This window comes from Bradyrhizobium iriomotense, from assembly GCF_018130765.1.
Lineage (GTDB): Bacteria > Pseudomonadota > Alphaproteobacteria > Rhizobiales > Xanthobacteraceae > Bradyrhizobium > Bradyrhizobium iriomotense_A.
In genome coordinates this window covers 148,733-171,172 of the sequence record NZ_JAFCJZ010000008.1, presented here as the reverse complement: position 1 = coordinate 171,172, position 22,440 = coordinate 148,733, and the positions used below count along the sequence as shown (strand labels likewise).

Below are 22,440 nucleotides of genomic sequence, written 5' to 3'. Positions count from 1 at the left end.
GAATTCAGAACTCGACGCCGGCCTGCGCCTTGATGCCGGAGCGGAACGGATGCTTCACCAGCGTCATCTCGGTGACGAGGTCGGCGATCTCGATCAGCTCGTCCTTGGCGTTGCGGCCGGTGAGCACGACGTGCGTCATCGGCGGCTTCTGCGTCCTCAGGAATTCGACCACCTCGGCGATGTCGAGATAGTCGTAGCGCAGCGCGATGTTGATCTCATCGAGCACGACCATGCGCAAATTGGAATCGAGGATCAGCTCCTTGGCCTTCTCCCAGCCGGCGCGGGCGGCGGCGATGTCACGGGCACGGTCTTGCGTCTCCCAGGTAAAGCCTTCGCCCATGGCGTGGAACTGGCAGAGGTCACCGAAATGGCCGGTGAGCAGGCGCCGCTCGCCGGTATCCCAGGCGCCCTTGATGAACTGCACGACCGCGCAGGGGAAGCCATGGGCGACGCAGCGAACAATCATGCCGAAGGCGGAGGAGGACTTGCCCTTGCCGGCGCCGGTATGGACGATGATGAGGCCCTTTTCGCCGCTCTTGGTCGCCATGATCTTGTCGCGGGCGGCCTTCTTCTTCGCCATTTTCTGGGCGTGCCGGGCGTCGGTTTCCTCAGCTGTTTGGGTATCCGGTTCAGGCGTCATCGTACCCGGTCCTTCGGCTTGACAAGAGGCGGCCGGGGGCAAATGGTGGCCCGGCGTTGGTTCCTGTCCTATGACAGGCGAAGAGGGAATGCGATAGGGTCCGAATCGGCAAGATTTGGGCCCAAAATGCAGCCGCCCCCGCGACCGTGACCGGAGAGATGCCCGAAGCCACTGATTCCCGCGGGAATCGGGAAGGCGGGGATCGAAGGGCGAGACCCTGCTCCGCAAGCCGGGAGACCTGCCAGCGCGGACGAGTTTTGGACCGGCGGACGGGGTGTTCCGCGACGGGGAAGCGGGCCTTCAGGAGAATGGTCCGCGCGCCTCATCGCCTCCCGCTATTTATCCTGGAAGAGGCGATGACCGTCACACTTCACGTCTGCATCACCTGCCGCGCCGGCCAGACGCTCGGTGAGGGCGAGACGACGCCCGGCAAGCGCCTGCATGGTGCGATCCTCGACGCCGGCGTGCCCGAGGGTGTCAATGTGGTTCCCGTCGAATGCCTCTCTGCATGCAGCCAGGGCTGCTCAGTCGCGCTGAGCGCGCCGGGCCGCTGGTCCTATGTCTATGGTCGCCTGTCGGATGCGAATGCGCATGACGTGGTCGCAGGCGCCGCGGCCTATGCGGCTGCACCCGATGGCCTCGTGCCCTGGCGTAGCCGTCCCGAAATCTTCCGCAAGCAATCGCTTGCCCGCATTCCCCCCATTGCCGTCGTGCCGGAGGCCGCTGAATGAACTCGCTCGCAAAAGTCCCGGTCACGGTCGTCACCGGCTTTCTCGGCTCTGGCAAGACCACGCTGATCCAGCATCTGCTCAGCAATGCCAACGGCAAGAAGCTCGCGGTGCTCGTCAACGAGTTCGGCAGCGAGGGGGTCGATGGCGAAATATTGAAGTCCTGTGCCGATGCGAACTGCCCGGAGGAAAACATTGTCGAGCTCGCCAATGGCTGCATATGCTGCACCGTGGCCGATGATTTCATTCCGACCATGGAGCAATTGCTGGCGCGGCCGGTGCGGCCCGATCACATCCTGATCGAGACCTCGGGGCTTGCGCTGCCCAAACCGCTGCTGAGGGCATTCGACTGGCCGGAGATCCGCTCGCGCATCACGGTCGACGGCGTGATCGCGTTGGCCGACGCCGAAGCCGTCGCCGCGGGGCGTTTCGCGCCGGACCCGGACGCGGTGGAAGCACAGCGTGCAGCGGATGAAAATCTCGATCACGAGACGCCGCTGTCGGAAGTGTTCGAGGACCAGATTGCCTGTGCCGACATCGTGCTGCTGACCAAAGCCGATCTCGCCGGCAGCGCCGGCATCGAAGCCGCCAAGGCTGTGATTGCTGCCGAGATGTCGCGCCGCGTGCCGATGCTGCCGATCACCGACGGCGCGATCGATGCGCGCGTCATTCTCGGTCTCGGTGCTGCCGCCGAGAACGATCTCGCCGCGCGTCCCTCGCATCACGATGGTGAGGAGGAGCACGAGCACGACGATTTCGCGTCCGTCGTGATCGATCTTCCGGAAGTCTTGGATGTCAATGCGCTGGTCGCATCGGTCCAGAAGCTGGCGCGCGAGCAGAATGTGCTGCGTGCCAAGGGCTACATCGCGGTCGCGGGCAAGCCGATGCGCCTGTTGTTGCAAGCGGTGGGCGAGCGCGTGCGCCACCAGTTCGACAAGCCCTGGGGTGCAGGTCTCAGGCAGTCAAGGCTCGTCGTGATCGGTGAGCACGGCGACATCGATGAGGCCGCGATCAGGTCAGGACTAGGTATCTGATGCACGTCGTCTTCCGCGAGAGCCGCGGTCTCGAGGAGACCGCGACGCCACGAGACATCGGCCAGGACCCGGCCGATCTCGTGGTGCTCTCGTACTCGGATTCCGATCTCGCCGCGTTTGCGGCGGGCTGGCGGCGTGGCCGCGACAGTCTGCCGTCGCTGCGGCTCGCCAATCTCGCGGAACTGCGTCATCCGCTGTCGGTCGACACCTATATCGAGCGCACGCTGTCGCAGGCGCGCGGCATCCTGGTGCGCCTGATCGGCGGCGAGTCCTACTGGCAGTACGGGCTCGCGGCCCTGCAGCAACTTGCGAAGGACCGCAACATCGTGCTGGCGGTGCTGCCGGCCGATGGCCGCGACGACACGCGGCTGGATACGTATTCGACGCTGCCAGTTTCCACGCTGCGCCGGCTCAAGGTGCTCTGCGAAACCGGCGGCCCGGTCGCAGCGCAGGCCGCCATTGCACAGCTCGCACTCGCCTCCGGGCTTTACGCAGGCCCGGTCGTCGGCGACATGACGGTGCCCGAGATGGGCTTTTACGATCCCGCGCGCGGCGTCATCCCGGCGCCGGTCGCCGCGGAGGGAAAGCCGCGCGCGCTGGTGACGTTCTATCGCTCCTATCTCACGGCAGCCGACACTGGGCCCGTCGATGCCCTGATCGCGGCCTTGCGTGACAAGGGTTTTGACGCACATGGCGTGTTCGTCACCTCGCTGAAGGCCGTGGGCGTTGCCGATTGGCTGCGCGCGCATCTCGCGCAAAATCCGGCGGCTGCGATCGTCAACGCGACGGCGTTTTCCGCGGTAGGTGACGACGGCACCACGCCGTTCGATGCCGCGCAGTGCCCGGTGTTCCAGGTGGCGCTCTCGACGGCGCGGCGTGAGGACTGGGCGGAATCGCTGCGCGGCCTCTCGCCCGGCGATCTTGCGATGCATGTGGTGCTGCCCGAGGTCGACGGCCGCCTGTTCACGGGCGTGGTGAGCTTCAAGACGGCCGGGATGCGAGATCCGGATTTGCAGTTTTCGCATCTGGCGCACAGGCCCGACGAGGAGCGCGTGAAAACCGTTGCCGCGCGCGTCGCGGCCTGGCGGCACCTCGCAGAGAAGCCCGCCGTCGAGAAGCGCATTGCGATCGTGCTCTCGAACTATCCGGGCCGACCGCACCAGATCGCGCATGCGGTCGGGCTCGATGCGCTGGCGTCGGTCGAAGCGCTGGTATCCGATCTCGCGGAAGCCGGCTTCGATGTCGCGCCGGTTCATGCGCTCGGCGAGACGTTGCTGAAGCAGAAATTGACCTGGAGCATTGCAGGGTACCGCGCGGCGCTATCGCGTCTGTCGCAATCGCTGCAGGACGATCTCGCGCAAGCCTGGGGCGCTCCGGAGGATGATCCGAGCTGTCGCGACGGTGCGTTCCAATTCGCGGGCATCGCGTGCGGAAGGTCGATCATCGCGGTTCAGCCGGAGCGCGGCGATGCGACGACGCGCGATGCCGATTATCACGATCTGGCCCGCACGCCGCGCCATGCCTATGTCGCGTTCTATCTCTGGCTCCGCGGGCAGGGGATTGATGCCGTCGTGCACATGGGCGCACATGGCACGCTGGAATGGCTGCCCGGAAAATCGGTGGCGCTATCATCGAGCTGCTGGCCGGAAGCGCTGATCGGCGATCTCCCCGTCATCTATCCCTTCATCGTCAACGATCCCGGCGAGGCCGCGCAGGCCAAGCGGCGGATCGGTGCCATCACTATCGGTCATCTGCCGCCACCGCTGGAACAATCCTCCGTGCCGGAAGGCCTGCGCCGCCTCGAACGCCTCCTCGACGAATATTCGACCGCCGATGGTCTCGATCCCGCGCGCCGGCAGCGCCTGATCGCGGCGATCCGCGACGAAGCGCGCGCCGCGGGCCTCGAGGACGATCTTGGCCTCGATGCCTCCGCCGCACCGGCGGAAGCCATTCCGCGCATCGACCGCTTCGTCTGCGATCTCAAGGAGAGCCAGTTCGGCGACGGCTTGCACGTATTCGGTCGCGGCGCCTGTGGAGAGGCGGAGCGGGATGCGCTGCGTGCCGCGCTCGCGGGACAGCGCGTCGCGCCGGGGCCGTCAGGCTCGCCCTATCGCGGGCGCCAGGACGTGCTGCCAACCGGACGCAATCTCTTTGCCGTCGACCCACGCGCGGTGCCGACCCCGTCGGCGCATGCGCAGGGGATAAAACTCGCCGAAGAGCTGTTGCGGCGTCATTTGCAGGATCACGGCGATTGGCCGAAGGGCCTCGTCGTCGATCTCTGGGGCTCGGCGACGATGCGCACCGCGGGCGAGGAGTTTGCGATGGCGCTGCATCTGGCCGGCCTCGCGCCGCGCTGGGATCACGCCTCCGGCCGCGTCACCGGTTACGACATCATCGCGCCGGCCGAGCTCGGCCGTCCCCGCATCGACGTCACGCTGCGGGTATCAGGCCTGTTCCGCGATGTCTTCGCAGGCCTTGCGCAATTGTTCGACGCTGCTGCCGAAGCGCTCGCGGCGCGCGGCGACGAGGGCGATGAGAATCCTTATCGCCATCGCACCTCCCGCGTGTTCGCGCCGCGTCCCGGACAATACGGCGTTGGTCTGTCGGCCATCCCCGACGCTTTCACATCCGAGACGCGCGACGCCGCCGGCGAAGCTTGGCTGTCGGCATCGTCCTGGGCATTCTCCGCAGACGGCGAGATCAGGCCCGATCGCGCCGGCATCGAACAGCGGCTCGCGTCGGCCGATGCTTTCGTCCACGTCCAGGACTTGCCGGAAACCGATCTCCTGCTCGCGGCCGACTACGCTGCGCATGAGGCGGGGATTGCGGCCGCCGCAGCACATCTCGGCGCGAGCGCGCCATCGCTCTATCATCTCGACGCAACGCGCCCCGAGCAGCCGCATGCGCGCACGCTGACCGAGGAGATTTCGTGCGTCGTCCGCGCGCGCGCGGCCAATCCGGCCTGGATCGCCGGCATGATGCATCACGGTTTTCGTGGCGCCGCCGAGATCACGGCGACGCTCGAACACATGGCCGCCTTCGCCCATCTGGCCGGCGCCGTGCCGCCGCATCTGTTCGATCTCTACTACGATGCGACGCTCGGCGATGCCGACGTCCGCGCCTTCATGGCCCGCGAAAATCCGGCGGCGCTTGCGGCGATGGAGACCTGCTTCACCCGTCTGCACGAAGCCTCACTCTGGCGAACGCGCCGCAATTCGATCGCGGCAGCGCTCAAGGAGGCGTCATGAGCGCAGCCATGGTCAAGGGCTGGTGTCCCGGCGCGCTGCGGCCGATGCAATCGGGCGACGGGCTCGTCGTCCGCGTGCGGCCGTTCGGCGGCCGGCTCGATGCGGCGCAGGTCTCCGGAATTGCGCATCTGGCCGAACGCCATGGCAATGGCCTGATAGACGTCACCAGCCGCGCCAATCTCCAGATCAGGGGCGTCAGCGACAGCAGCCACCGGCTGCTGCTCGACGGGCTCGCGCAACTGGCGCTGCTCGATCCGGACGCCGACACCGAGTCCCGCCGCAACATCCTGGTGACGCCGTTCTGGCGCGCGGGTGACGAGACCCAGGCGCTCGCAGCCGAGCTTGAAGAGGCGCTCGAAAACAGCGCGCTCGCGCTTCCGACCAAATTCGGCTTCGCCGTCGATGACGGCACATCGCGTGTGCTTGCCGGCGATTCCGCAGACGTGCGGATCGAGCGCGACCGGGCCGGTGGGCTGCTGGTGCGGGCCAATGGCGCCGAGTTCGGTCGATCTGTCGCGCGTGGCGAGGCCGTCGCCGCCACGCTCGCGCTCGCGAATTGGTTTGTGTCGTCAGGCGGTGCCAGGGGCGGGCGAGGGCGCATGGCCACGCATCTCGCGGCCGGCGCGGAATTGCCTGAGGCGTTGCGCGGCGAGGCTGAACCTGCGCCGGTCATGGCCGCGGCGCGTCCCGGCCTTTACCCGCAGGGCGCGCTGGTCGGTGTCGCTTTCGGGCAATTACCGCATACGACGCTCAAGCAGTTCGCTGGTTGCGGACATGCGCTGCGCATGACGCCATGGCGGATGGTCTTGAGCGAAGACAAGCGGACGATGCCGACCGCGGCCGGCCTCATCACCGAGGCCTACGATCCGGCGCTGCGCGTCATCGCCTGCAGCGGTGCGCCTCGCTGTCGCGAGGCTCATGCCGATACCCGGGCGCTGGCGGCGGCGCTCGCACCGAACATCGGCTCTGCCGCGCGACTTCATGTCTCCGGCTGCGCCAAGGGATGTGCGCATTCCGGCACAGCTGCGATCACGCTGGTCGCGACCGGCGCAGGCTTCGATCTCGTGCGCAGCGGATCGACGCGCGACGAGCCGGTCCTGCGTGGGCTGAACTGCGAGGACATCATCGGCAATCCCTCCATCCTGATGGGAGGGCACTGATGCCGCATGTTTACGAGACCGATGGCGCGGCGATCTACCGGCAGTCCTTTGCGACCATTCGCGCAGAAGCCGATCTTGCCCGCTTCACGTCCGATGAGGAGCAGGTCGTCGTGCGGATGATCCATGCCGCCGGCATGGTCGGCCTCGAGGCGCATATCCGCTTTACATCAGGCATGGCGACTGCCGGGCGTGCCGCCCTGCAGAAGGGCGCGCCGATCCTGTGCGATGCGCGTATGGTCTCCGAGGGGATCACACGCGCGAGACTGCCGGCGAACAATGCCGTCATCTGCACGCTCGGTGACGCCGCCGTTCCAGCGCTCGCGCAATCCATGCGCAACACCCGCTCAGCCGCGGCGCTGGAGCTGTGGCGGCCGCATCTCGAGGGTGCGATCGTCGCGATCGGCAACGCACCGACCGCGCTGTTCCATCTCCTCAACATGCTGGAGGACCGTGACTGCCCGCGGCCGGCGGCCATCATCGGCTGTCCGGTCGGCTTCGTTGGCGCGGCCGAATCCAAGGCCGCTCTGATGGCCGATCCACCGGTACCCGCGCTGACCGTCGAGGGCCGCCTTGGCGGCTCCGCGATCACCGTTGCCGCCGTGAATGCGCTGGCGAGTCGGAGCGAATAGCGATGGGTCGCATCATCTGCTGCGGTCTCGGCCCCGGTGATCCCGATCTGATGAGCGTGCGCGCCGATCGCACCGTGCGCGCCGCGCAGCACGTTGCCTATTTCCGCAAGAAGGGCAGGCCGGGCCAGGCACGCCGTATCGTCGAGGGCATGCTCGCAAGCAACGTCACCGAATACCCGATGGAATATCCGGTCACCACGGAGATCGCCTTCGACAGCCCTGAATACGTGCAGCTGCTCGCCGGGTTCTACGATGAATGGGCCGAGCGTCTGGCGCGCCTTTCGCGTGCGGTCGACGTCGTCGTGCTCTGCGAGGGCGATCCCTACTTCTACGGCTCCTTCATGCACCTGCACATGCGCTTGCAAGGGCGTGTCGAGATCGAGGTGATCGCGGGCATTCCCGGGATGGTCGGTTGCTGGAACGGCGTCGGACAGCCGATCGCGCTCGGTGACGACGTGACGACCGTGCTGATGGGAACGCTTCCCGAAGACGAGCTGGAACGCCGCATGCGCGATTCCGATGCGCTGGTCATCATGAAGACCGGCCGCAATCTCGAAAAAGTGCGCCGCGCGCTCGAATCCGCCGGGCGCTTGGACGACGCCTGGCTGGTCGAGCGCGGCACCATGCCGGGCGAGCGCGTGGTGCGGCTCGCCGAGATCGATGTGGCCGACTGTCCCTACTTTGCGATCGTGCTCGTGCACGGCAAGGGACGGCATCTGGACGCGGCCGAATGACGGGCACGCTGACCATCGCGGGCCTCGGCCCGGGCAACGAGGCGCTGGTGACGCCCGAGGTTTCCGCCGCGCTCGCCTCTGCGACGGATATTCTGGGCTATGCGCCCTATGTCTCGCGCGTGCCGCCGCGGCCCGGGCTGACCTTGCATCCCTCCGACAACCGCGAAGAGCTGCAACGCGCGAACGAGGCATTGCGTCTGGCCGCCGAAGGCGGTCAAGTCGTCGTCGTATCCTCGGGTGACCCCGGTGTGTTTGCCATGGCGTCTGCCGTGTTCGAGGCGCTCGAACTGGCGCCGCAATATCGCGAGCTTCCGATCCGCGTGCTGCCGGGTATCACAGCGATGCTCGCGGCAGCCGCGCGTGCGGGCGCGCCGCTCGGTCATGATTTTTGTGCGATCAATCTCTCCGACAATCTGAAGCCGTGGGCGGTGATCGAGAAGCGCCTGCGCCTCGCCGCGGAAGCCGACTTTTCGATTGCGATGTACAATCCGCGCTCGGCAAGCCGGCCGGAGGGATTTGGCCGCGCGCTGGCGCTGCTGAAGGACGTCGGCTGCGGCGAGCGCCTCGTGATTTTTGCGCGCGCGATCAGCGCCGCTGACGAGAAGATCGCGACCGTCACGCTGAACGAGGCACGGCCCGAGATGGCCGACATGCGCACGCTGGTGATTGTCGGCAATTCGCAGACACGCCGCGTCGGCCGCTGGGTCTATGCGCCGAGGCGGGTCGAATGACCGAGCCATTGCATCACGTCAGTGACGCTTTCAACCCGCGGACGCTCGGGCAGTTCTGGTCGCGAGATCATGATTACGGGCAAGCCCAGCATGCGCGCCGCGTCGATCTTGGCGCGTGCGCCATCGCCGCCGGAATTGCGGGCGACGATCCAGGCGATCTCGCGCGCGCGCATCATCCCAAGCTCACCTTCGAGCGTGAACGGGCCGCGCGACACGATCACGTCCGCGGCGAAGGGCAGGGGGGCATCGGGCTGATCGACGAACCGCAGCGTGTAGGCGTGCTGCGGTCTGGTCGCGAAGGGCGCGATGTGCTGGCGGCCGATGGCGAGGAACACGTTTGCCGGCGCGTCAGGCAGCGCAGCGACTGCGGCGTTGACTTCCGACACTTCGATCCAGTTGTCACCGGGCGCCTTAGCCCAAGGGGCGCGTTCGAGTGCAATCAGCGGGATGCCGGTTTCCGCGCACGCCGCAACCGCATTGCGGCTCATCTCGGCAGCGAACGGATGCGTCGCGTCGATCACATGCGTGATGCCCTCGCGGCGGATATAGTCGGCAAGCCCGCTCACGCCGCCAAAACCGCCGATGCGGGTCGGCAGGGGCTGATCGGCAGGCGCGCGGGTGCGGCCGCCATAGGAATAGACGGCATCTATGCGCGCACGCGCGATCTCCGCAGCGAGCAAGCTCGCATCGGCCGTTCCGCCCAGAATGAGGGCGTGCGTCATGGCTGATTCCTTGGCTGATCCCTGGCTGACCATCATCGGTATCGGCGAAGATGGCCTTGCCGGGCTGTCCGAAGCAAGCCGAAAGGCACTCGCCGACGCAGAAACCGTCTTTGGCGGTGAACGCCACCTCGCGCTTGCAGATGTGGGAAGCCGTGGCCGTGCGTGGCCTGTGCCGTTCGACGCAGATATCGTGTTGGGCTGCCGCGGCCGGCCGACGGTGGTGCTCACCTCCGGCGATCCCTTCTGGTACGGCGCCGGCGCGAGCCTTGCCGAGAAGCTGGATGGGGACGAGTGGATCGCGCATCCGGCACCGTCGACGTTTTCGCTTGCTGCCGCGCGCTTGGGCTGGCGTCTCGAAGCAACCGCCTGCCTTGGTCTCCACGCCGCGCCGTTCGAGCGTCTGGTGCCGCATTTGGCGCAAGATGCACGCATCGTTTGCCTCGTGCGCGACGCAGCGGCGGTGGACAAGCTCGCCAAATGGCTGACGGAACGCGGATGGGGCGCCTCACTCGTTTGGACTCTTGAGGCGCTTGGCGGTCCACGCGAATACATCGATCAGCATCGCGCCGATCTCTTTGCTGAGGATATTGCTGAAAATCTGGTTGCGGTGGCGGTGCAGGCGAGGGGAGGCCAAGGCATGCCCCGCAGCTCGGGACTGTCAGACGATCTCTTCATCCATGACGGCCAGATCACCAAGCGGCCCGTGCGCGCGCTGGCGCTCTCGGCACTGTCGCCGCGTCCCGGTGAGCGGCTGTGGGATATCGGCGCCGGATCGGGTTCGATCTCGGTCGAGTGGGCGCTGTGCGGGGGGAAGGCGACTGCGGTCGAGGCGCGCGAGGATCGCGCCGCGAATATCCGCAAGAATGCGGCTGCGTTCGGGCTGGCGCACCGGATCACCATTGTTGCGGGGAAAGCGCCCGACACTCTCGCTGCGCTGAACGCGCCGGACGCCGTCTTCATCGGCGGCGGTCTCGATGGCACAATGTTCGACGCCATCTGGTCGCGGCTTTCGCCGGGAGCGCGGCTGGTCGCTCATTCCGTGACGCTGGAGACGGAAGCGCTGATCGGCGAATTGCACCAGCGCCATGGCGGCGAGCTGATGCGGGTTGAGATCGCGCATGCCGCCCCGCTCGGCCGCTATCGCTCCTGGGAAGCGGCGCGCCCGGTGGTGCAGTGGAGCGTGGTCCGATGAAGGTCGCCGGGCTCGGATTCAGAAAGGACGCCACACTAGCTTCGCTCCGCGAAGCGCTTCTGGCTGCCGGCGGCATGGAAGGCCTTGCGGCGGTGGCGACTGTCAGCGACAAGGCTGATGCGGAGCCGCTGAAGCAGCTCGCACGTGAGTGCGGCGTGCCGATCATGGCTGTTTCTGCTGACATGCTGGCCGGTATCGATACGCCGACACAGTCAAAACTTGTCGTGGAAAAATTCGGCACGGGATCGGTCGCCGAAGCTGCTGCGCTTGCAGCCGCAGGCCCGCGCGCGCGGCTGATTGCGACGCGGGTGGTCTCGCAGGATCGCACCGCGACCGCGGCGATCGCCGAGGGAGACGGCCCATGACCGTGCATTTCATCGGTGCCGGGCCGGGCGCGCCTGACTTGCTGACGCTGCGTGGCCGCGACTTGATCGCGGCCTGTCCGGTCTGTCTCTATGCTGGCTCGCTGGTGCCCGAAGGCGTCCTGGCGCATTGCCCGCCCGGCGCGCGCATCGTCAACACCGCGCCGCTGTCGCTCGATGAGATCATCGCTGAGATCGCTGCCGCGCATGCTGAGGGCAAGGATGTCGCGCGGCTGCATTCTGGCGATCTCTCGATCTGGTCGGCGATGGGCGAGCAGCTTCGCCGCCTGCGCGCGCTCGGCATTCCCTTTACGGTGACACCGGGCGTTCCGTCGTTCTCGGCTGCCGCAGCGGCGCTGGAAACCGAACTGACGCTACCCGGCCTTGCCCAGACGGTGGTGCTGACGCGCACGCCCGGCCGCGCCAGCGCGATGCCCGAGGGCGAGAAGCTCGGCGCCTTCGCCGCGACGGGTGCGGTGCTCGCGATTCATCTGTCGATCCATCTGCTCGACAAGGTCGTCGCCGAGCTCACCCCGCATTATGGTGCAGATTGTCCCGTCGCCATCGTCTGGCGCGCGAGCTGGCCGGAGCAGCGCATCGTCCGCGCGACGCTGGCAACACTCGATTCTGCCGTGGGTGGCGAGATGGAGCGCACCGCGCTGATCCTGGTCGGCAGGACGCTGGGTGCGGCGGATTTCGACGAGAGCCGCCTCTATGCCGCCGACTACGACCGCCGCTATCGCCCGGTCGGCGCCGAACCGCGCTTTCCGGAGGCGTCGTGATGGCGGCGGGGCTCCTCATCTCCGCGCCGGCGTCCGGCGTCGGCAAAACGACGCTGACTCTGGCGCTCGCGCGCGCCTGGCGCAATCGTGGCCTCAAGGTGCAGTGCTTCAAGAGCGGGCCTGACTATATTGATCCCGCGTTCCACGCTGCCGCGACGGGGCGCGCGTCCGTCAACATCGATAGCTGGGCGATGGACCGCGCGACGATCGCGCATCTCGTCAGCCGCGGCACGGATGCCGATATCGTCCTCGCCGAGGGCTCGATGGGCCTGTTCGATGGCGTTGCAGCGCGCGGTGTTTCCGGCACCGGTGCTTCGGCCGACATCGCGGAGATGCTGGGCTGGCCGGTGGTGCTGGTGATCGATCCCTCGGGACAGGCGCAAACGGCGGCGGCGATCGTTGCTGGCCTTCGCGACTATCGCCCTGGCGTGCGCCTTGCCGGCGTCGTGCTCAATCGCGTCGCCAGCCCGCGCCACGAAGACCTCGTGCGGCGTGCGCTGAACGATGCCGGCATCGCCGTGTTCGGCGCGCTGCCGCGTCACGCCGAGATCAGCCTGCCGAAGCGGCATCTCGGCCTCGTGCAGGCGGAGGAGCAGGCGGAGATCGGCAAGCTGATCGACGAGGCCGCGCGCTTTGTCGCCGAGCATGTCGATCTCGATGCGGTGCTGCGATCGGCAGCCGGCTGGTCGCCGCAACCTGCAGCGAATGGCCTGAACGTGACGCCGCCCGGGCAGCGCATTGCGCTGGCCCGCGATGCCGCATTCTCCTTCGTCTATCCGCACATGCTCGAGGCCTGGCATGCGGCGGGCGCGGAGATCTCGACATTCTCGCCGCTCGCCGATGAAGTGCCCGATGCGAGCGCCGACGTCTGCTGGCTTCCGGGCGGCTATCCCGAGCTTCACGCGGGAAGGATCGCAGCCAATGCGCGGTTTCGCAGCGGCCTGCGCGCGTTCGCCGAGACGCGACCGGTGCACGGCGAGTGCGGAGGCTATATGGTGCTGGGCGCCGGCCTGACCGACGCCGACGGTGTTCGTCATGAGATGACGGGTCTGCTTGGCCTGGAGACCAGTTTTGCCAAACGCCGCATGCATCTGGGCTATCGTCTCGCCGCCCTCGCGGTGCCGATGCCGGGGCATCACGCGGGCGCGCGCCTGCGCGGCCACGAGTTCCACTATTCGACCATCCTTGCCCAGCCCGATACGCCGCTGGCGGTCGTGCATGATGCAACGGGCGCGGTCATCGCCGAGACCGGCTCGCAGCGCGGCCGTGCCACCGGCACATTCTTCCATCTGATCGCGGAGGACCGGTGAGCGGTTTCGTCTCCTTCATCTCCGCCGGCCCCGGCGATCCCGAGCTCCTCACCGTGAAGGGCGCCGCGCGGCTGCGTGAGGCCGACGTAGTGCTCTATGACGACCTTGCCTCCGGCGCGATCCTCGATCTCGCCCGGCCCGGCGCCAATCTCGTCGCGGTGGGAAAGCGGGCCGGGCGTCCCTCGACCAAGCAGCATCACGTCAATCGCCTGTTGGTCGACTATGCGGTCACAGGCGCGCGCGTGGTGCGGCTGAAGTCCGGCGATGCCGGCATTTTCGGCCGGCTCGAGGAGGAGATCGAGACGCTGCGCGAAGCCGGCATCGGCTACGAGATCGTTCCCGGCGTCACCTCGGCCTGTGTCGCCGCGGCGCAGGCGGGGATCCCGCTGACCCGACGGCACACCTCGCGCCGCGTGCAGTTCGTCACCGGGGCCGATGTCACCGGCGAGCTGCCGCCAAACCTGAACTGGGCCGCGCTGGCCGACCCTGAAGCGACCACTGTCGTCTATATGGGCCGGCGCACCTTTCCGGCGCTTGCCGCAAAATTGATCGCGCATGGCCTCGCCCCCGAGACACCGGCGCTGTTCGCCGAATCCCTCGGGCGGCCCGACGAACGGCTGGTCCGCACCACGATTGCCGAGCTTGCCGAGCAGCTTGCACGGGGCGGGGCGGCTTCGACGGCCGCCGTCATCCTGTTTGGCGCGCTGGCGGGGGAATATCCGTCATGACGGCTCCCGCAGCCGTTCGCCCCTTGACGCCTGCAATGCGAAAGGGGCACACAAGAGGGGCATGGTGCTCGACGCGGCGCAAAGCGCCGGAGCATAATCGGGAATGGGGATGGGCGGACCCAGTTGCGGCGCCCAAAACCCCAGCCGCCCCCGCGACTGTAAGCGGTGAGGGGCTCCGATCAGCCACTGGGCCGCAAGGTCCGGGAAGGCCGGAGAACCCCAGTGAACCGCGAGCCAGGAGACCGGCCGTGCATGTTTTGAGGCCAAGGCCGTCGGGTGTGACGGCAGGAAGGAACTGAGCCATGCATATCGAACCCGGCGTCGTGACGGGCGCCAAGCTCGTATTGAGTTACGCAACCGGCATCGCCGCAGGCGGCGTTGCCTTGAAGCTCGCGGCCGAGACCGTGCGCGAGCAGGGCATTACCTCGTTCGCCGCGCGGACGCTGGCCACCACCGGCCTCGTCTTCACCTTCTTCGAGATCCTGCCGCACTTCCCGGTCGGGGTGTCCGAGGTGCACTTCATCCTCGGCTCAACCCTGTTCCTGCTGTTCGGCGCAGCGCCCGCGGCTTTCGGCCTCGCGTTCGGCCTGCTGCTCCAGGGCATCTTCTTCGAACCGGCCGACCTGCCGCAATACGGCATGAACGTCACCACGCTGCTGGTGCCGCTGTTCGCGATCCAGGCGATCGCGGCGCGGATCATTTCGCGCAACACCGCCTATGTCGACCTCCGGTATCGCCAGGCGCTGGCGCTCTCGACGACCTATCAGGCCGGCGTGATTGCCTGGGTGGCGTTCTGGGCGCTCTATGGCTCCGGCTTTGCGATGAGCAACCTTGCCAACATCGCGACCTTTGCGGCCTCCTACGCGCTCGTCATCGTGATCGAGCCGCTGGCCGATCTCGCCGTGCTGGCGCTGGCGAAGTCGCTGCGCGGTGTTACGGCACCTAGCCTCGTCACCCCGCGCCTGCACAACGCGGCTTAAGAGACAAAGCGAAAGGGCGGCCGCACTGGCCGCCCATCGCACTCGCGATGCTCACGCTCTCCCTGATAGGCATCGGTTGCGGCGATCCCGAGCAGCTCACGCGCGCCGCGATCCACGCCATCAACGCGGCCGATCTCGTCCTGATCCCGCGCAAGGGAAGCGCCAAGTCCGATCTCGCCGATCTCAGGCGGACGATCTGCACTGACGTGCTCACCAGCAAGACGACGCGCATTGTCGAGTTCGACCTTCCCGTGCGCGATGCGGCCGAGGCGGACTACCGCAAGGGCGTGGATGATTGGCACGATGCCGTCGCCGCCGCGTGGTCGCAGACCATCGCAAGCCATCTTGGAAGCGAGGGCAAGGTCGCGCTGCTGATCTGGGGCGATCCCTCGCTCTACGACTCCTCGCTGCGTATTGCGCGGCGATTGAATCCGTTGCCGACAATCGAGGTCGTGCCCGGCATCACCTCGATCCAGGCGCTGTGCGCGGCGCATGCGCTGCCGCTCAACGACATCGGCGAGCCGTTTCTGGTCACGACAGGCCGTCGCTTGCGCGAAGGTGGCTGGCCGCAAGGTGTCGACACGGTGGTGGTGATGCTCGACGGCGGCACCGCCTTCCAGTCGCTCGATCCGGCCGGCTTGCACATCTGGTGGGGCGCCTATCTCGGCATGCAAGATCAGATCATCATGTCCGGCGCGCTCACTGAGGTCGGCCCGCGCATCGTCGCCCTGCGGCAAGAGGCGCGCGAGCGGCATGGCTGGATCATGGACAGCTACATCCTCAAGCGCAGGCCGTAAGCGAGGCAGCATGCTCCCCGACTGGGTCACCCGGAAATGCCCTGAGATCTCTGCCGCCCATCGCGACGCGGCGATCGCACGTCAGGCGCAACTCACAAAGCCGACCGGCGCGCTCGGCCGGCTCGAGCAGCTCGCGATCGAGCTCGCAGGCCTGCAAGCGACCGAGCAGCCGCGCGCCGTGCGCGTACCGATCATCATCTTCGCCGGGGATCACGGCATTGTCGCGCAGGGCGTCTCGGCCTATCCGCAAGCGGTCACCATCGCGATGATGGCGAATTTCGCCTCCGGCGGCGCCGCGATCTCGGTGCTGGCGCGCGAGCTGGGTTCGCGCCTGGAGGTCGTCGACGCCGGCACGCTGGCGCAGGAGACGATGCCTGATATCATCACCGACAAGCCGCGCAACGGCACCCGCGATTTCAGCGTCGAAGCTGCGGTCACGCCTGCAGAGCTGGCCTTCGCCTTCGAAGCCGGCCAGCGCGCGGTTGCACGCGCGGAGGCCAGCCAGCCTGATCTCTTGATCTTCGGCGAGATGGGCATCGGCAATACCACGACCTCAGCGGCAATCGCCGCGAGCCTGCTTGGCATCAGCGCCGAGGAGATCGCGGGCAGCGGGACCGGCGTCGATGCGGCCGGCCGGGCGCACAAGGCGCGCGTGATCGATGCGGCGATTGCGCGTCATGGCGCTGCGGGCGCCGCGCCCGACAAGATCCTGTGTGCCGTCGGCGGCCTCGAGATCGCGGCGATCTCAGGCGCCATCATTGCGGCTGCACAACGCCGCATCCCCGTGCTGATCGACGGCTTCATCGTGTCGGTCGCGGCGCTGGCGGCGGCGCGGCTCAATCCGTCGTGCCAGCCCTTCCTGCTGCCCTCGCATCAATCGGCGGAGCAGGGACATCGGCTGGTGCTGCGTGCATTGAACGTGCAGCCGCTGATCAGCCTCGATCTCAGGCTTGGCGAAGGATCGGGCGCCGCCATCGCACTGCCGCTGGTGCGCTCGGCCTGCGCGCTCCACAACGGCATGGCGACCTTTGCGCAGGCCAATGTGCCGGATCGTCCTAGCTGATCCGCTGATTGACGGAGACCACTCGCCAGCCGCTCGCGAGCCGGTCGATCCGGGTCAGCGACAACGGATCAATGACGAAGCGCAACGCCGCTTCCGGTGCGAGATCGAGCGCGATGCACAGCGCGGCGCGGATCGTGCCGGAATGCACGACGAGCGTTGCGGATCCGGCTCCGATCCGCGACAGGCCCTGGCGGACGCGCGCGACCTGATCCCCAAAACTCTCGCCGCCCGGTGGTCTCAGGTGCGCAGGGTCGTTCCAGAATTGCGCATAGGCTTCGCCGCCGCTGGCTGCGAGCTCGTCATGTCGCCGGCCGGTCCAGTCGCCGAAATCCTGCTCGCTGAACTCGCGCACCAGCTCCGGTTCGAGCCCCAGCGCGCGCGCTGTCTCGATCGTGCGTCGCGCAGGGCTCGCATAGCTCGCAGCATCGCGCGGCAGGCGCGACCGCAGCGCCTCCAGCTGCGCGCGATCGGTCAAGTCCGCCGGTGCATCGGCGGCATGGATCGTCCCTTTGACGCCGTCGACGGGTGCATGTCGGATCAGCCAGAGGAAGGTCGCGCCTTCCATGCAAATCTCCGAGGAAGTTGGTGGCTGTGGCAATATCGCCGCAGCTTGCACATTGACTCCATCTTGATCGTAATCCTAGATGCTCGCGACGGTTTCCCCGAGAGGGGATGAAAAGGGAATGCGGTGCGGGGAATTTGTCCCCAATGCCGTGGCTGCCCCCGCAACTGTGAGCGGATAATCCTTCGTCAGAAGCCACTGGGTCCTCGGTCCCGGGAAGGCGACGAAGCGGTCGTGACCCGCGAGCCAGGAGACCTGCCGTCAGCCGTGGTCACACGCGAAGATGTCGGTCGGGGAGTACAGACATTCGGCTTCATCGGAGGGCTGACAAGCCCAAGGTGAGACCTCGTTCGCTGTGACGTGCCACTAACGTCATACCGAGGTCCGAAAACCGTGTCTTCCATCCGTATCGTACAACCGCGCAGCGTTCTGCTCGCCTCCGCTGCGCTCACATCTTTTGTAGCGCTCGATCTGCCTGCCGCGCTGGCGCAGCAGGCCCGCGAACCGCTGCCGCCCGTGGAGGTGTCGCCACCGCAATCCCGCAAGCCGGCCAAGCCGGCTGCAACGGAGGCGCAGAGCGCGCGCCGCGCGGCAGCGCGCAGGCCGGTGCCCGCATCCGCGGCGCCTAAGCCCTCGGTGACGGCTGCGGCGGCCCAGACGCCGCTCAACACCAATGTGGTGGCCGAAAGCGCCTCGCGCCTCGGGCTGACCGTGCGGGAGATACCAGCGACCGTGGAAGTCATCTCGGCCGAGACCATGCGCGAGCAGGGCTATCGCACCGTGTCCGAGGTGGCGCAAGGAGCGGTCGGCGTGACCTCCGGCGATGCGCCGGGGGAGCCGGCGGGCTTCTCGATGCGCGGCTTCACCAACAGCCAGATCAACACGCTCTACAACGGCATCAAGATCGGCCCGCAGAACATGACCTCGCGGATCATGGACACGGCCAACCTGGAGGCCGTGGAATTCCTGAAGGGCCCGGCCTCGCTGATCTCGGGCGAGGGCGCCGCCGGCGGCTCGATCAACTTGGTCACCAAGCAGCCGCACACCGGAGCGATCCGGAGCGAAGCGGATTTCTCGTACGATTCCCTGAACTCGTTCCGCGCGCATTACGGCTCGGGCGGCAGCACCAACGTAGAAGGACTCGACTACCGCTTCGACATCAGCCGCTCCTCGCTCAACGGTTTTGTCGACGACACCTATACCAAGACGCTCGATGTCTCCGGGCAGCTCAACTATCGCATCTCCGACAGTCTCAAGGTCTGGGGCGCGATCGAGTACCGCGAGGACCGCGGAAAGGCCTATTGGGGCGCGCCGCTGGTGCCGGTCGCCTTCAGCGGTTCGCACGCGACGGCGGGGATTGTGTCGGGCACCTACTTCAACAGGACCGACCTCGGGGCCGTCACGATCGACGACCGCACCTTCAACACCAATTACAACGTTCTCGACAACCGCAACGTGGGGCAGGAAGTCTGGCTGCGCGGCGGCTTCGAGCTGAAGCTGGCGCCGGACCTGACGCTGAAGAGTCAGGCCTATGGTTATGGTGCTGAGCGGACGTGGTTCAACAACGAGATCGAGGCGTTCGATTCCACGAACAACCAAGTGTATCGCGAACGCTTCCATGTCGCGCATAGCCAGCGCTTGGTCGGCAACATCACCGACCTGATCTGGGACACGAACATTGCCGGTCTCGATAACCGCCTGGTCACGACACTGTCGTCAAGCTACCTCGATTTCGTCAGACCGGGTGCGGCGAACTTCCCTTGGGACTACGTTCCGCTGGTCGATCCACCCCGCGGCTATTACGGCTCGCTCGAGATCCAGCGGCAGACCGCACGGATCGACAACGAAGCGCTGTCGTTTGAGGACCGGCTGAAGCTGACCCAGACCTTTGCGCTGATCGGTGGTCTCCGCGTCGAGCATATCGGGCTCGATCGCAATTGGACCGACAAGACCGGGCTGGAGAAGGCGGGTTTTCCATACACCAAAGACTGGGCGCCCGTGACGGGACGCATCGGCTACACCTGGGATGCCGTGCCCGGCCTGACCTTCTTCAGCCAGTACGCCACCGGTGCCGACGTGTCCGCCAACAACATCTTCCTGCTGTTGCCGACCCAGCCGCTCGACCTGACGACGTCGCGCATCTACGAGACGGGCGTCAAGCATCTGTTCTGGGACAACCGGGCGGAGTGGTCGTTCTCGGCCTACGACATCCTGCGCAAGAACGTCTATGCGGCGGCCGGCGGGCAGGCGCTCAACATCGCCGGGCGGCAGGAATCGAAGGGTGTCGAGCTCGCCGCCGCGGTGCGGCCGATCGAGCCTTTGCGGCTGTGGGGCAACATCGCCTATGTCGATGCGCGCTACGCCGACTACAATTTCGTCGGCGGCTCGTTCTCGGGCAACACGCCGCCGAACGTGCCGCGCATCGTCGCGAATGCCGGTGCGTCGTACCGGTTCTTCACGCCGTGGCCAGTGGAGCTCGGCATCGTCGGCCGGCACATCGGCGATCGCTACAACACCGACGCCAACACGGTGACGATGAACGCCTACACGGTCGGCGACGTCTACGCCTTCGTCGATATCCCGAAGACCGTCTTCAATGCCGTCGACCAGGCGCGCCTGACCTTCCGCGTGCGCAACTTCACCGACAAGCGCTACGCGATCTGGGGCGATCCGTTCTATCCCGACCAGATCCTCCTGGGCGCGCCGCGCACCTACGAGATCTCGGCGGCGTTCAAATGGTAGGGCGCTGACCGCATGATGAGTGCGATCGTCCTCTCGCATCGCTGGCTCGGGATCGCGTTCTGCCTCCTGTTCGCGATGTGGTTCGCGACGGGGATCGTGATGCACTTCGTTCCGTTTCCGTCGCTGATGGAAGCGGAGCGGGTTGGCGGTCTTGCGCCGGTGGATAGCGGCGAGGTGCGGATCAGTGTTGCCGATGCGGTGGCCGCGAGCGGGATCGCCGATGCTACACGCCTGCGGTTGCTTCAGCGGAGCGATGGGCCGGTCTACGTCGTGTCGGGGCCCTCGCGCCTGCGCGTGGTTCGCGCGACGGACGGGCAGGATGCGTCGGTGCGGTCGCCCGAGGTCGCGCTCGCCATCGCGCAGGCTCATGCGCGTCAGCGCGGGCTCGATGCCGCGCATGCGGCGGTCGTTGCGCACGCGGACTACGACCAATGGAGTGTGCCGAACGGCTTTGACCGCCACCGGCCCTTGTTTCGCGTGGCCCTTGGCGATGCGGTCGAAACGGAGGTCTACGTCTCGTCACGCACCGGCGAGGTCGTGCTGGATACGACGCGAAACGAGCGCGGCTGGAATCTCGCCGGCAGCGTTCTGCACTGGATCTATCCGACGGTGCTCAGGAGCAATTGGGCGCTGTGGGACGGCGTGGTCTGGACGCTGTCGCTGCTGGCGCTGATTGCCGCCCTGCTGGGTGCAGTGCTCGGCATCGTGCGTGTGAAGTTGCGGGGACGCCGGCCCTCGTCGCCGTATCGCGGCTGGCACGCGCTGCATCACATCATTGGCCTCGCGGCGACCGTCTTCGTGCTGACCTGGATCTTCAGCGGATGGCTTTCCATGGATCACGGTCGACTGTTCTCGCGCGGGCAACTGACGTCGGCCGAAGCCGGCGTGATCGATGCTTCGCCGGACTGGACGACCGCCCCGTCGCCGGACCGGAAGCTGCTATCGCCCTCGGCCCGTGAAGTGGAATGGTTTGCCTTTGACGGCAAAGTCTATCGGCGCGAGCGGACTGGTCTCGACAAGCAGGTCGTGCTCCGGCCGGATGGTGGAGGGTCGGAGGGCCTCGGCGCGCAGGCGATCGGGAGCTTGATGGTGAAGCTTGCGACCGGCTGCGACGCGCCGTCCAGCCTCGCGGGTAACGACGATTATCCCGCGCAATCCACCGTGGACGGAACGCCCGTCTACCGCTCGCGATGCGGTGATCTCTGGTTCGACATCGACAGTGCCGATGGCCGTGTGCTGCAAAGGCTGGATGCGTCGCGGCGGGCCTATCGCTGGTTCTACAGCGCGCTCCACACGCTCGATTTTCCAATCCTCATGGCGTATCCGCGCCTGCGCGATGCGCTGATCGTCGGTCTCTGCGCGCTCGGGCTGGTGTTCTCGATCACCGGAATTGTCATCGGCTGGCGGCGGCTGCGTTTCTCATTTGCCGGCTAGATTGAAGCCCGACAAACAAAAAGTGCGAAAACAACCCCATGCACAGTAGCCGGCCATAATGGAATCAACGGCTTACGCAGGCATCGCCGCGATTTGACCTGTCGGGCAAAACAGGGGTATATTGCTATTATTCCGAAATGGTCGCGTTGCCGAAAGCGAGGCCGCCTACCTATAAACCCGGCGGCATCATGTAACTGGTGACTACGTCCGCGTTGCTCCAATAGCGACCAAGTTCGTGGGGCAGCGCAGTATGTCGCGATGGGCCAGAAGCTGACATTGGGAACCTTGGCTGCTACAACTGGATCATTGGCCCAAAGCCCGGCGTTTCCGGATGGACAGAAAATCAACACTGCACGAGCTGCTTGAGCTAAAAAAGCCATTGGACGAGATCTTGCTCACCCTCGACCGTTTTGAGCGGGACAGCGTCCCTTTGCTTATCCTCGAGCGAAGGCATGTGGCGTCGATCCTTCGTCGTTATTGCGACGGCGACTTGAACCGTCATGACGTCGAACGCTGGGCCAAATTGATCGTGTCTCGCAGCGACATCGACTACAATTCAGACGTCGCTCTAAGGGAGCTTCTATTAGAGCTCGCACTTCCTGCAAACAGTCAGCTCACGAGAGAGCGCGCCGGCAAATCCGCGGTTGCGTTGATTGAAGCGCCGACGGCAGAAGCGGTCGAAGCTGCTGCGCGCGTCCTTCACCATGAAGCAATACGTCGTGGTTGGTGGGGCAAATACAAGAAGTCTTACGATGAGCTTGCTGCGACCGATTCTATCGGGAAGTTCGAGTTCGACGGCCTGGTGGAGCGTATGTTGATAGCAGCCACGCAAACTAAATCTGGCGACAATCAATGACCGACG

At 66.5% G+C, this 22,440-nt stretch carries 21 protein-coding genes and 3 riboswitches; of the genes, 18 read left to right on the top strand and 3 right to left on the bottom strand.

Annotated features, from left to right (window positions below; genetic code table 11):
• Window positions 1-4: 4 nt before the first annotated feature.
• Window positions 5-640, bottom strand: a complete 636-nt coding sequence (cobO, locus tag JQ635_RS16415; RefSeq protein WP_211410878.1) for a cob(I)yrinic acid a,c-diamide adenosyltransferase — start codon at window positions 638-640, stop codon at window positions 5-7.
• A 40-nt stretch (window positions 641-680) separates the two neighbouring features.
• A riboswitch (cobalamin riboswitch) is annotated at window positions 681-900 on the top strand.
• 96 nt (window positions 901-996) lie between these two features.
• On the opposite strand from cobO, the gene JQ635_RS16410 reads away from it, so the two are divergent.
• The 7 genes from JQ635_RS16410 to cobJ are packed head-to-tail and all read left to right on the top strand — an operon-like array spanning window position 997 to window position 8,904.
• Entirely contained in the window at window positions 997-1,371 is a 375-nt protein-coding gene (locus tag JQ635_RS16410; RefSeq protein ID WP_211410877.1) for a DUF1636 family protein, read from the top strand.
• Window positions 1,368-2,402 carry a cobalamin biosynthesis protein CobW gene (gene cobW, locus JQ635_RS16405; RefSeq protein ID WP_211410876.1) on the top strand — a complete coding sequence of 345 codons (1,035 nt, stop codon included), beginning with the start codon at window positions 1,368-1,370 and terminating at the stop codon, window positions 2,400-2,402. The genes JQ635_RS16410 and cobW overlap by 4 nt, the downstream gene beginning before the upstream one ends.
• Window positions 2,402-5,650 (top strand): cobaltochelatase subunit CobN, encoded by a 3,249-nt coding sequence (gene cobN / locus JQ635_RS16400; RefSeq protein WP_211410875.1) that lies wholly within the window; start codon window positions 2,402-2,404, stop codon window positions 5,648-5,650. Before cobW ends, cobN begins: the two co-directional genes overlap by 1 nt.
• Window positions 5,647-6,810 carry a precorrin-3B synthase gene (gene cobG, locus JQ635_RS16395; RefSeq protein ID WP_211410874.1) on the top strand — a complete coding sequence of 388 codons (1,164 nt, stop codon included), beginning with the start codon at window positions 5,647-5,649 and terminating at the stop codon, window positions 6,808-6,810. Before cobN ends, cobG begins: the two co-directional genes overlap by 4 nt.
• Entirely contained in the window at window positions 6,810-7,439 is a 630-nt protein-coding gene (locus tag JQ635_RS16390) for a precorrin-8X methylmutase (RefSeq protein ID WP_211410873.1), read from the top strand. Before cobG ends, JQ635_RS16390 begins: the two co-directional genes overlap by 1 nt.
• Window positions 7,440-7,441: 2 nt before the next feature.
• Complete coding sequence (locus tag JQ635_RS16385; RefSeq protein WP_211410872.1) at window positions 7,442-8,173, top strand: precorrin-2 C(20)-methyltransferase; 732 nt, start codon at window positions 7,442-7,444, stop codon at window positions 8,171-8,173.
• Window positions 8,170-8,904: a precorrin-3B C(17)-methyltransferase gene (cobJ, locus tag JQ635_RS16380; protein WP_211410871.1), complete on the top strand. Its 735-nt coding sequence runs from the start codon at window positions 8,170-8,172 to the stop codon at window positions 8,902-8,904. Before JQ635_RS16385 ends, cobJ begins: the two co-directional genes overlap by 4 nt.
• Here cobJ and JQ635_RS16375 read toward each other — a convergent pair.
• Entirely contained in the window at window positions 8,880-9,626 is a 747-nt protein-coding gene (locus JQ635_RS16375) for a cobalt-precorrin-6A reductase (RefSeq protein ID WP_211410870.1), read from the bottom strand. The two genes, cobJ and JQ635_RS16375, sit on opposite strands and share 25 nt — an antisense overlap.
• 10 nt (window positions 9,627-9,636) lie before the next feature.
• Here JQ635_RS16375 and cbiE point away from each other — a divergent pair, with 10 nt between their 5' ends.
• From cbiE to cobT, 8 genes are all read left to right on the top strand, one after another.
• Window positions 9,637-10,818 carry a precorrin-6y C5,15-methyltransferase (decarboxylating) subunit CbiE gene (gene cbiE, locus JQ635_RS16370; protein ID WP_211410972.1) on the top strand — a complete coding sequence of 394 codons (1,182 nt, stop codon included), beginning with the start codon at window positions 9,637-9,639 and terminating at the stop codon, window positions 10,816-10,818.
• Window positions 10,815-11,183, top strand: a complete 369-nt coding sequence (locus JQ635_RS16365; protein WP_211410869.1) for a cobalamin biosynthesis protein — start codon at window positions 10,815-10,817, stop codon at window positions 11,181-11,183. Before cbiE ends, JQ635_RS16365 begins: the two co-directional genes overlap by 4 nt.
• On the top strand, window positions 11,180-11,962 hold the full coding sequence (cobM, locus tag JQ635_RS16360) for a precorrin-4 C(11)-methyltransferase (protein ID WP_211410868.1): 783 nt from the start codon (window positions 11,180-11,182) through the stop codon (window positions 11,960-11,962). The genes JQ635_RS16365 and cobM overlap by 4 nt, the downstream gene beginning before the upstream one ends.
• Window positions 11,962-13,272, top strand: a complete 1,311-nt coding sequence (locus JQ635_RS16355; protein ID WP_211410867.1) for a cobyrinate a,c-diamide synthase — start codon at window positions 11,962-11,964, stop codon at window positions 13,270-13,272. The genes cobM and JQ635_RS16355 overlap by 1 nt, the downstream gene beginning before the upstream one ends.
• Window positions 13,269-14,000, top strand: coding sequence for a uroporphyrinogen-III C-methyltransferase (cobA, locus tag JQ635_RS16350; protein ID WP_211410866.1), 732 nt, complete (start codon window positions 13,269-13,271; stop codon window positions 13,998-14,000). Before JQ635_RS16355 ends, cobA begins: the two co-directional genes overlap by 4 nt.
• Window positions 14,001-14,045: 45 nt before the next feature.
• Window positions 14,046-14,265, top strand: a riboswitch (cobalamin riboswitch).
• Between the two features lie 37 nt (window positions 14,266-14,302).
• Window positions 14,303-14,980 carry an energy-coupling factor ABC transporter permease gene (locus JQ635_RS16345; RefSeq protein WP_211410865.1) on the top strand — a complete coding sequence of 226 codons (678 nt, stop codon included), beginning with the start codon at window positions 14,303-14,305 and terminating at the stop codon, window positions 14,978-14,980.
• Window positions 14,981-15,027: 47 nt separating this feature from the next.
• Window positions 15,028-15,777: a precorrin-6A synthase (deacetylating) gene (gene cobF, locus JQ635_RS16340; RefSeq protein ID WP_211410864.1), complete on the top strand. Its 750-nt coding sequence runs from the start codon at window positions 15,028-15,030 to the stop codon at window positions 15,775-15,777.
• A gap of 10 nt (window positions 15,778-15,787) precedes the next feature.
• Window positions 15,788-16,840, top strand: coding sequence for a nicotinate-nucleotide--dimethylbenzimidazole phosphoribosyltransferase (gene cobT, locus JQ635_RS16335; RefSeq protein WP_211410863.1), 1,053 nt, complete (start codon window positions 15,788-15,790; stop codon window positions 16,838-16,840).
• Here cobT and JQ635_RS16330 read toward each other — a convergent pair.
• Window positions 16,833-17,405, bottom strand: coding sequence for a histidine phosphatase family protein (locus tag JQ635_RS16330; RefSeq protein ID WP_211410862.1), 573 nt, complete (start codon window positions 17,403-17,405; stop codon window positions 16,833-16,835). The two genes, cobT and JQ635_RS16330, sit on opposite strands and share 8 nt — an antisense overlap.
• 72 nt (window positions 17,406-17,477) lie before the next feature.
• Window positions 17,478-17,679, top strand: a riboswitch (cobalamin riboswitch).
• A 116-nt stretch (window positions 17,680-17,795) separates the two neighbouring features.
• On the opposite strand from JQ635_RS16330, the gene JQ635_RS16325 reads away from it, so the two are divergent.
• The 3 genes from JQ635_RS16325 to JQ635_RS16315 all read left to right on the top strand — a co-directional run bounded on the left by JQ635_RS16325 (window position 17,796) and on the right by JQ635_RS16315 (window position 22,434).
• Window positions 17,796-20,144, top strand: coding sequence for a TonB-dependent receptor (locus JQ635_RS16325; protein ID WP_211410861.1), 2,349 nt, complete (start codon window positions 17,796-17,798; stop codon window positions 20,142-20,144).
• Window positions 20,145-20,156: 12 nt separating this feature from the next.
• Entirely contained in the window at window positions 20,157-21,578 is a 1,422-nt protein-coding gene (locus tag JQ635_RS16320; RefSeq protein ID WP_211410860.1) for a PepSY domain-containing protein, read from the top strand.
• Between the two features lie 331 nt (window positions 21,579-21,909).
• A complete protein-coding gene (locus tag JQ635_RS16315) occupies window positions 21,910-22,434 on the top strand; it encodes a hypothetical protein (RefSeq protein ID WP_211410859.1) in 525 nt (174 codons plus the stop codon).
• The last annotated feature ends 6 nt before the right edge of the window (window positions 22,435-22,440 follow it).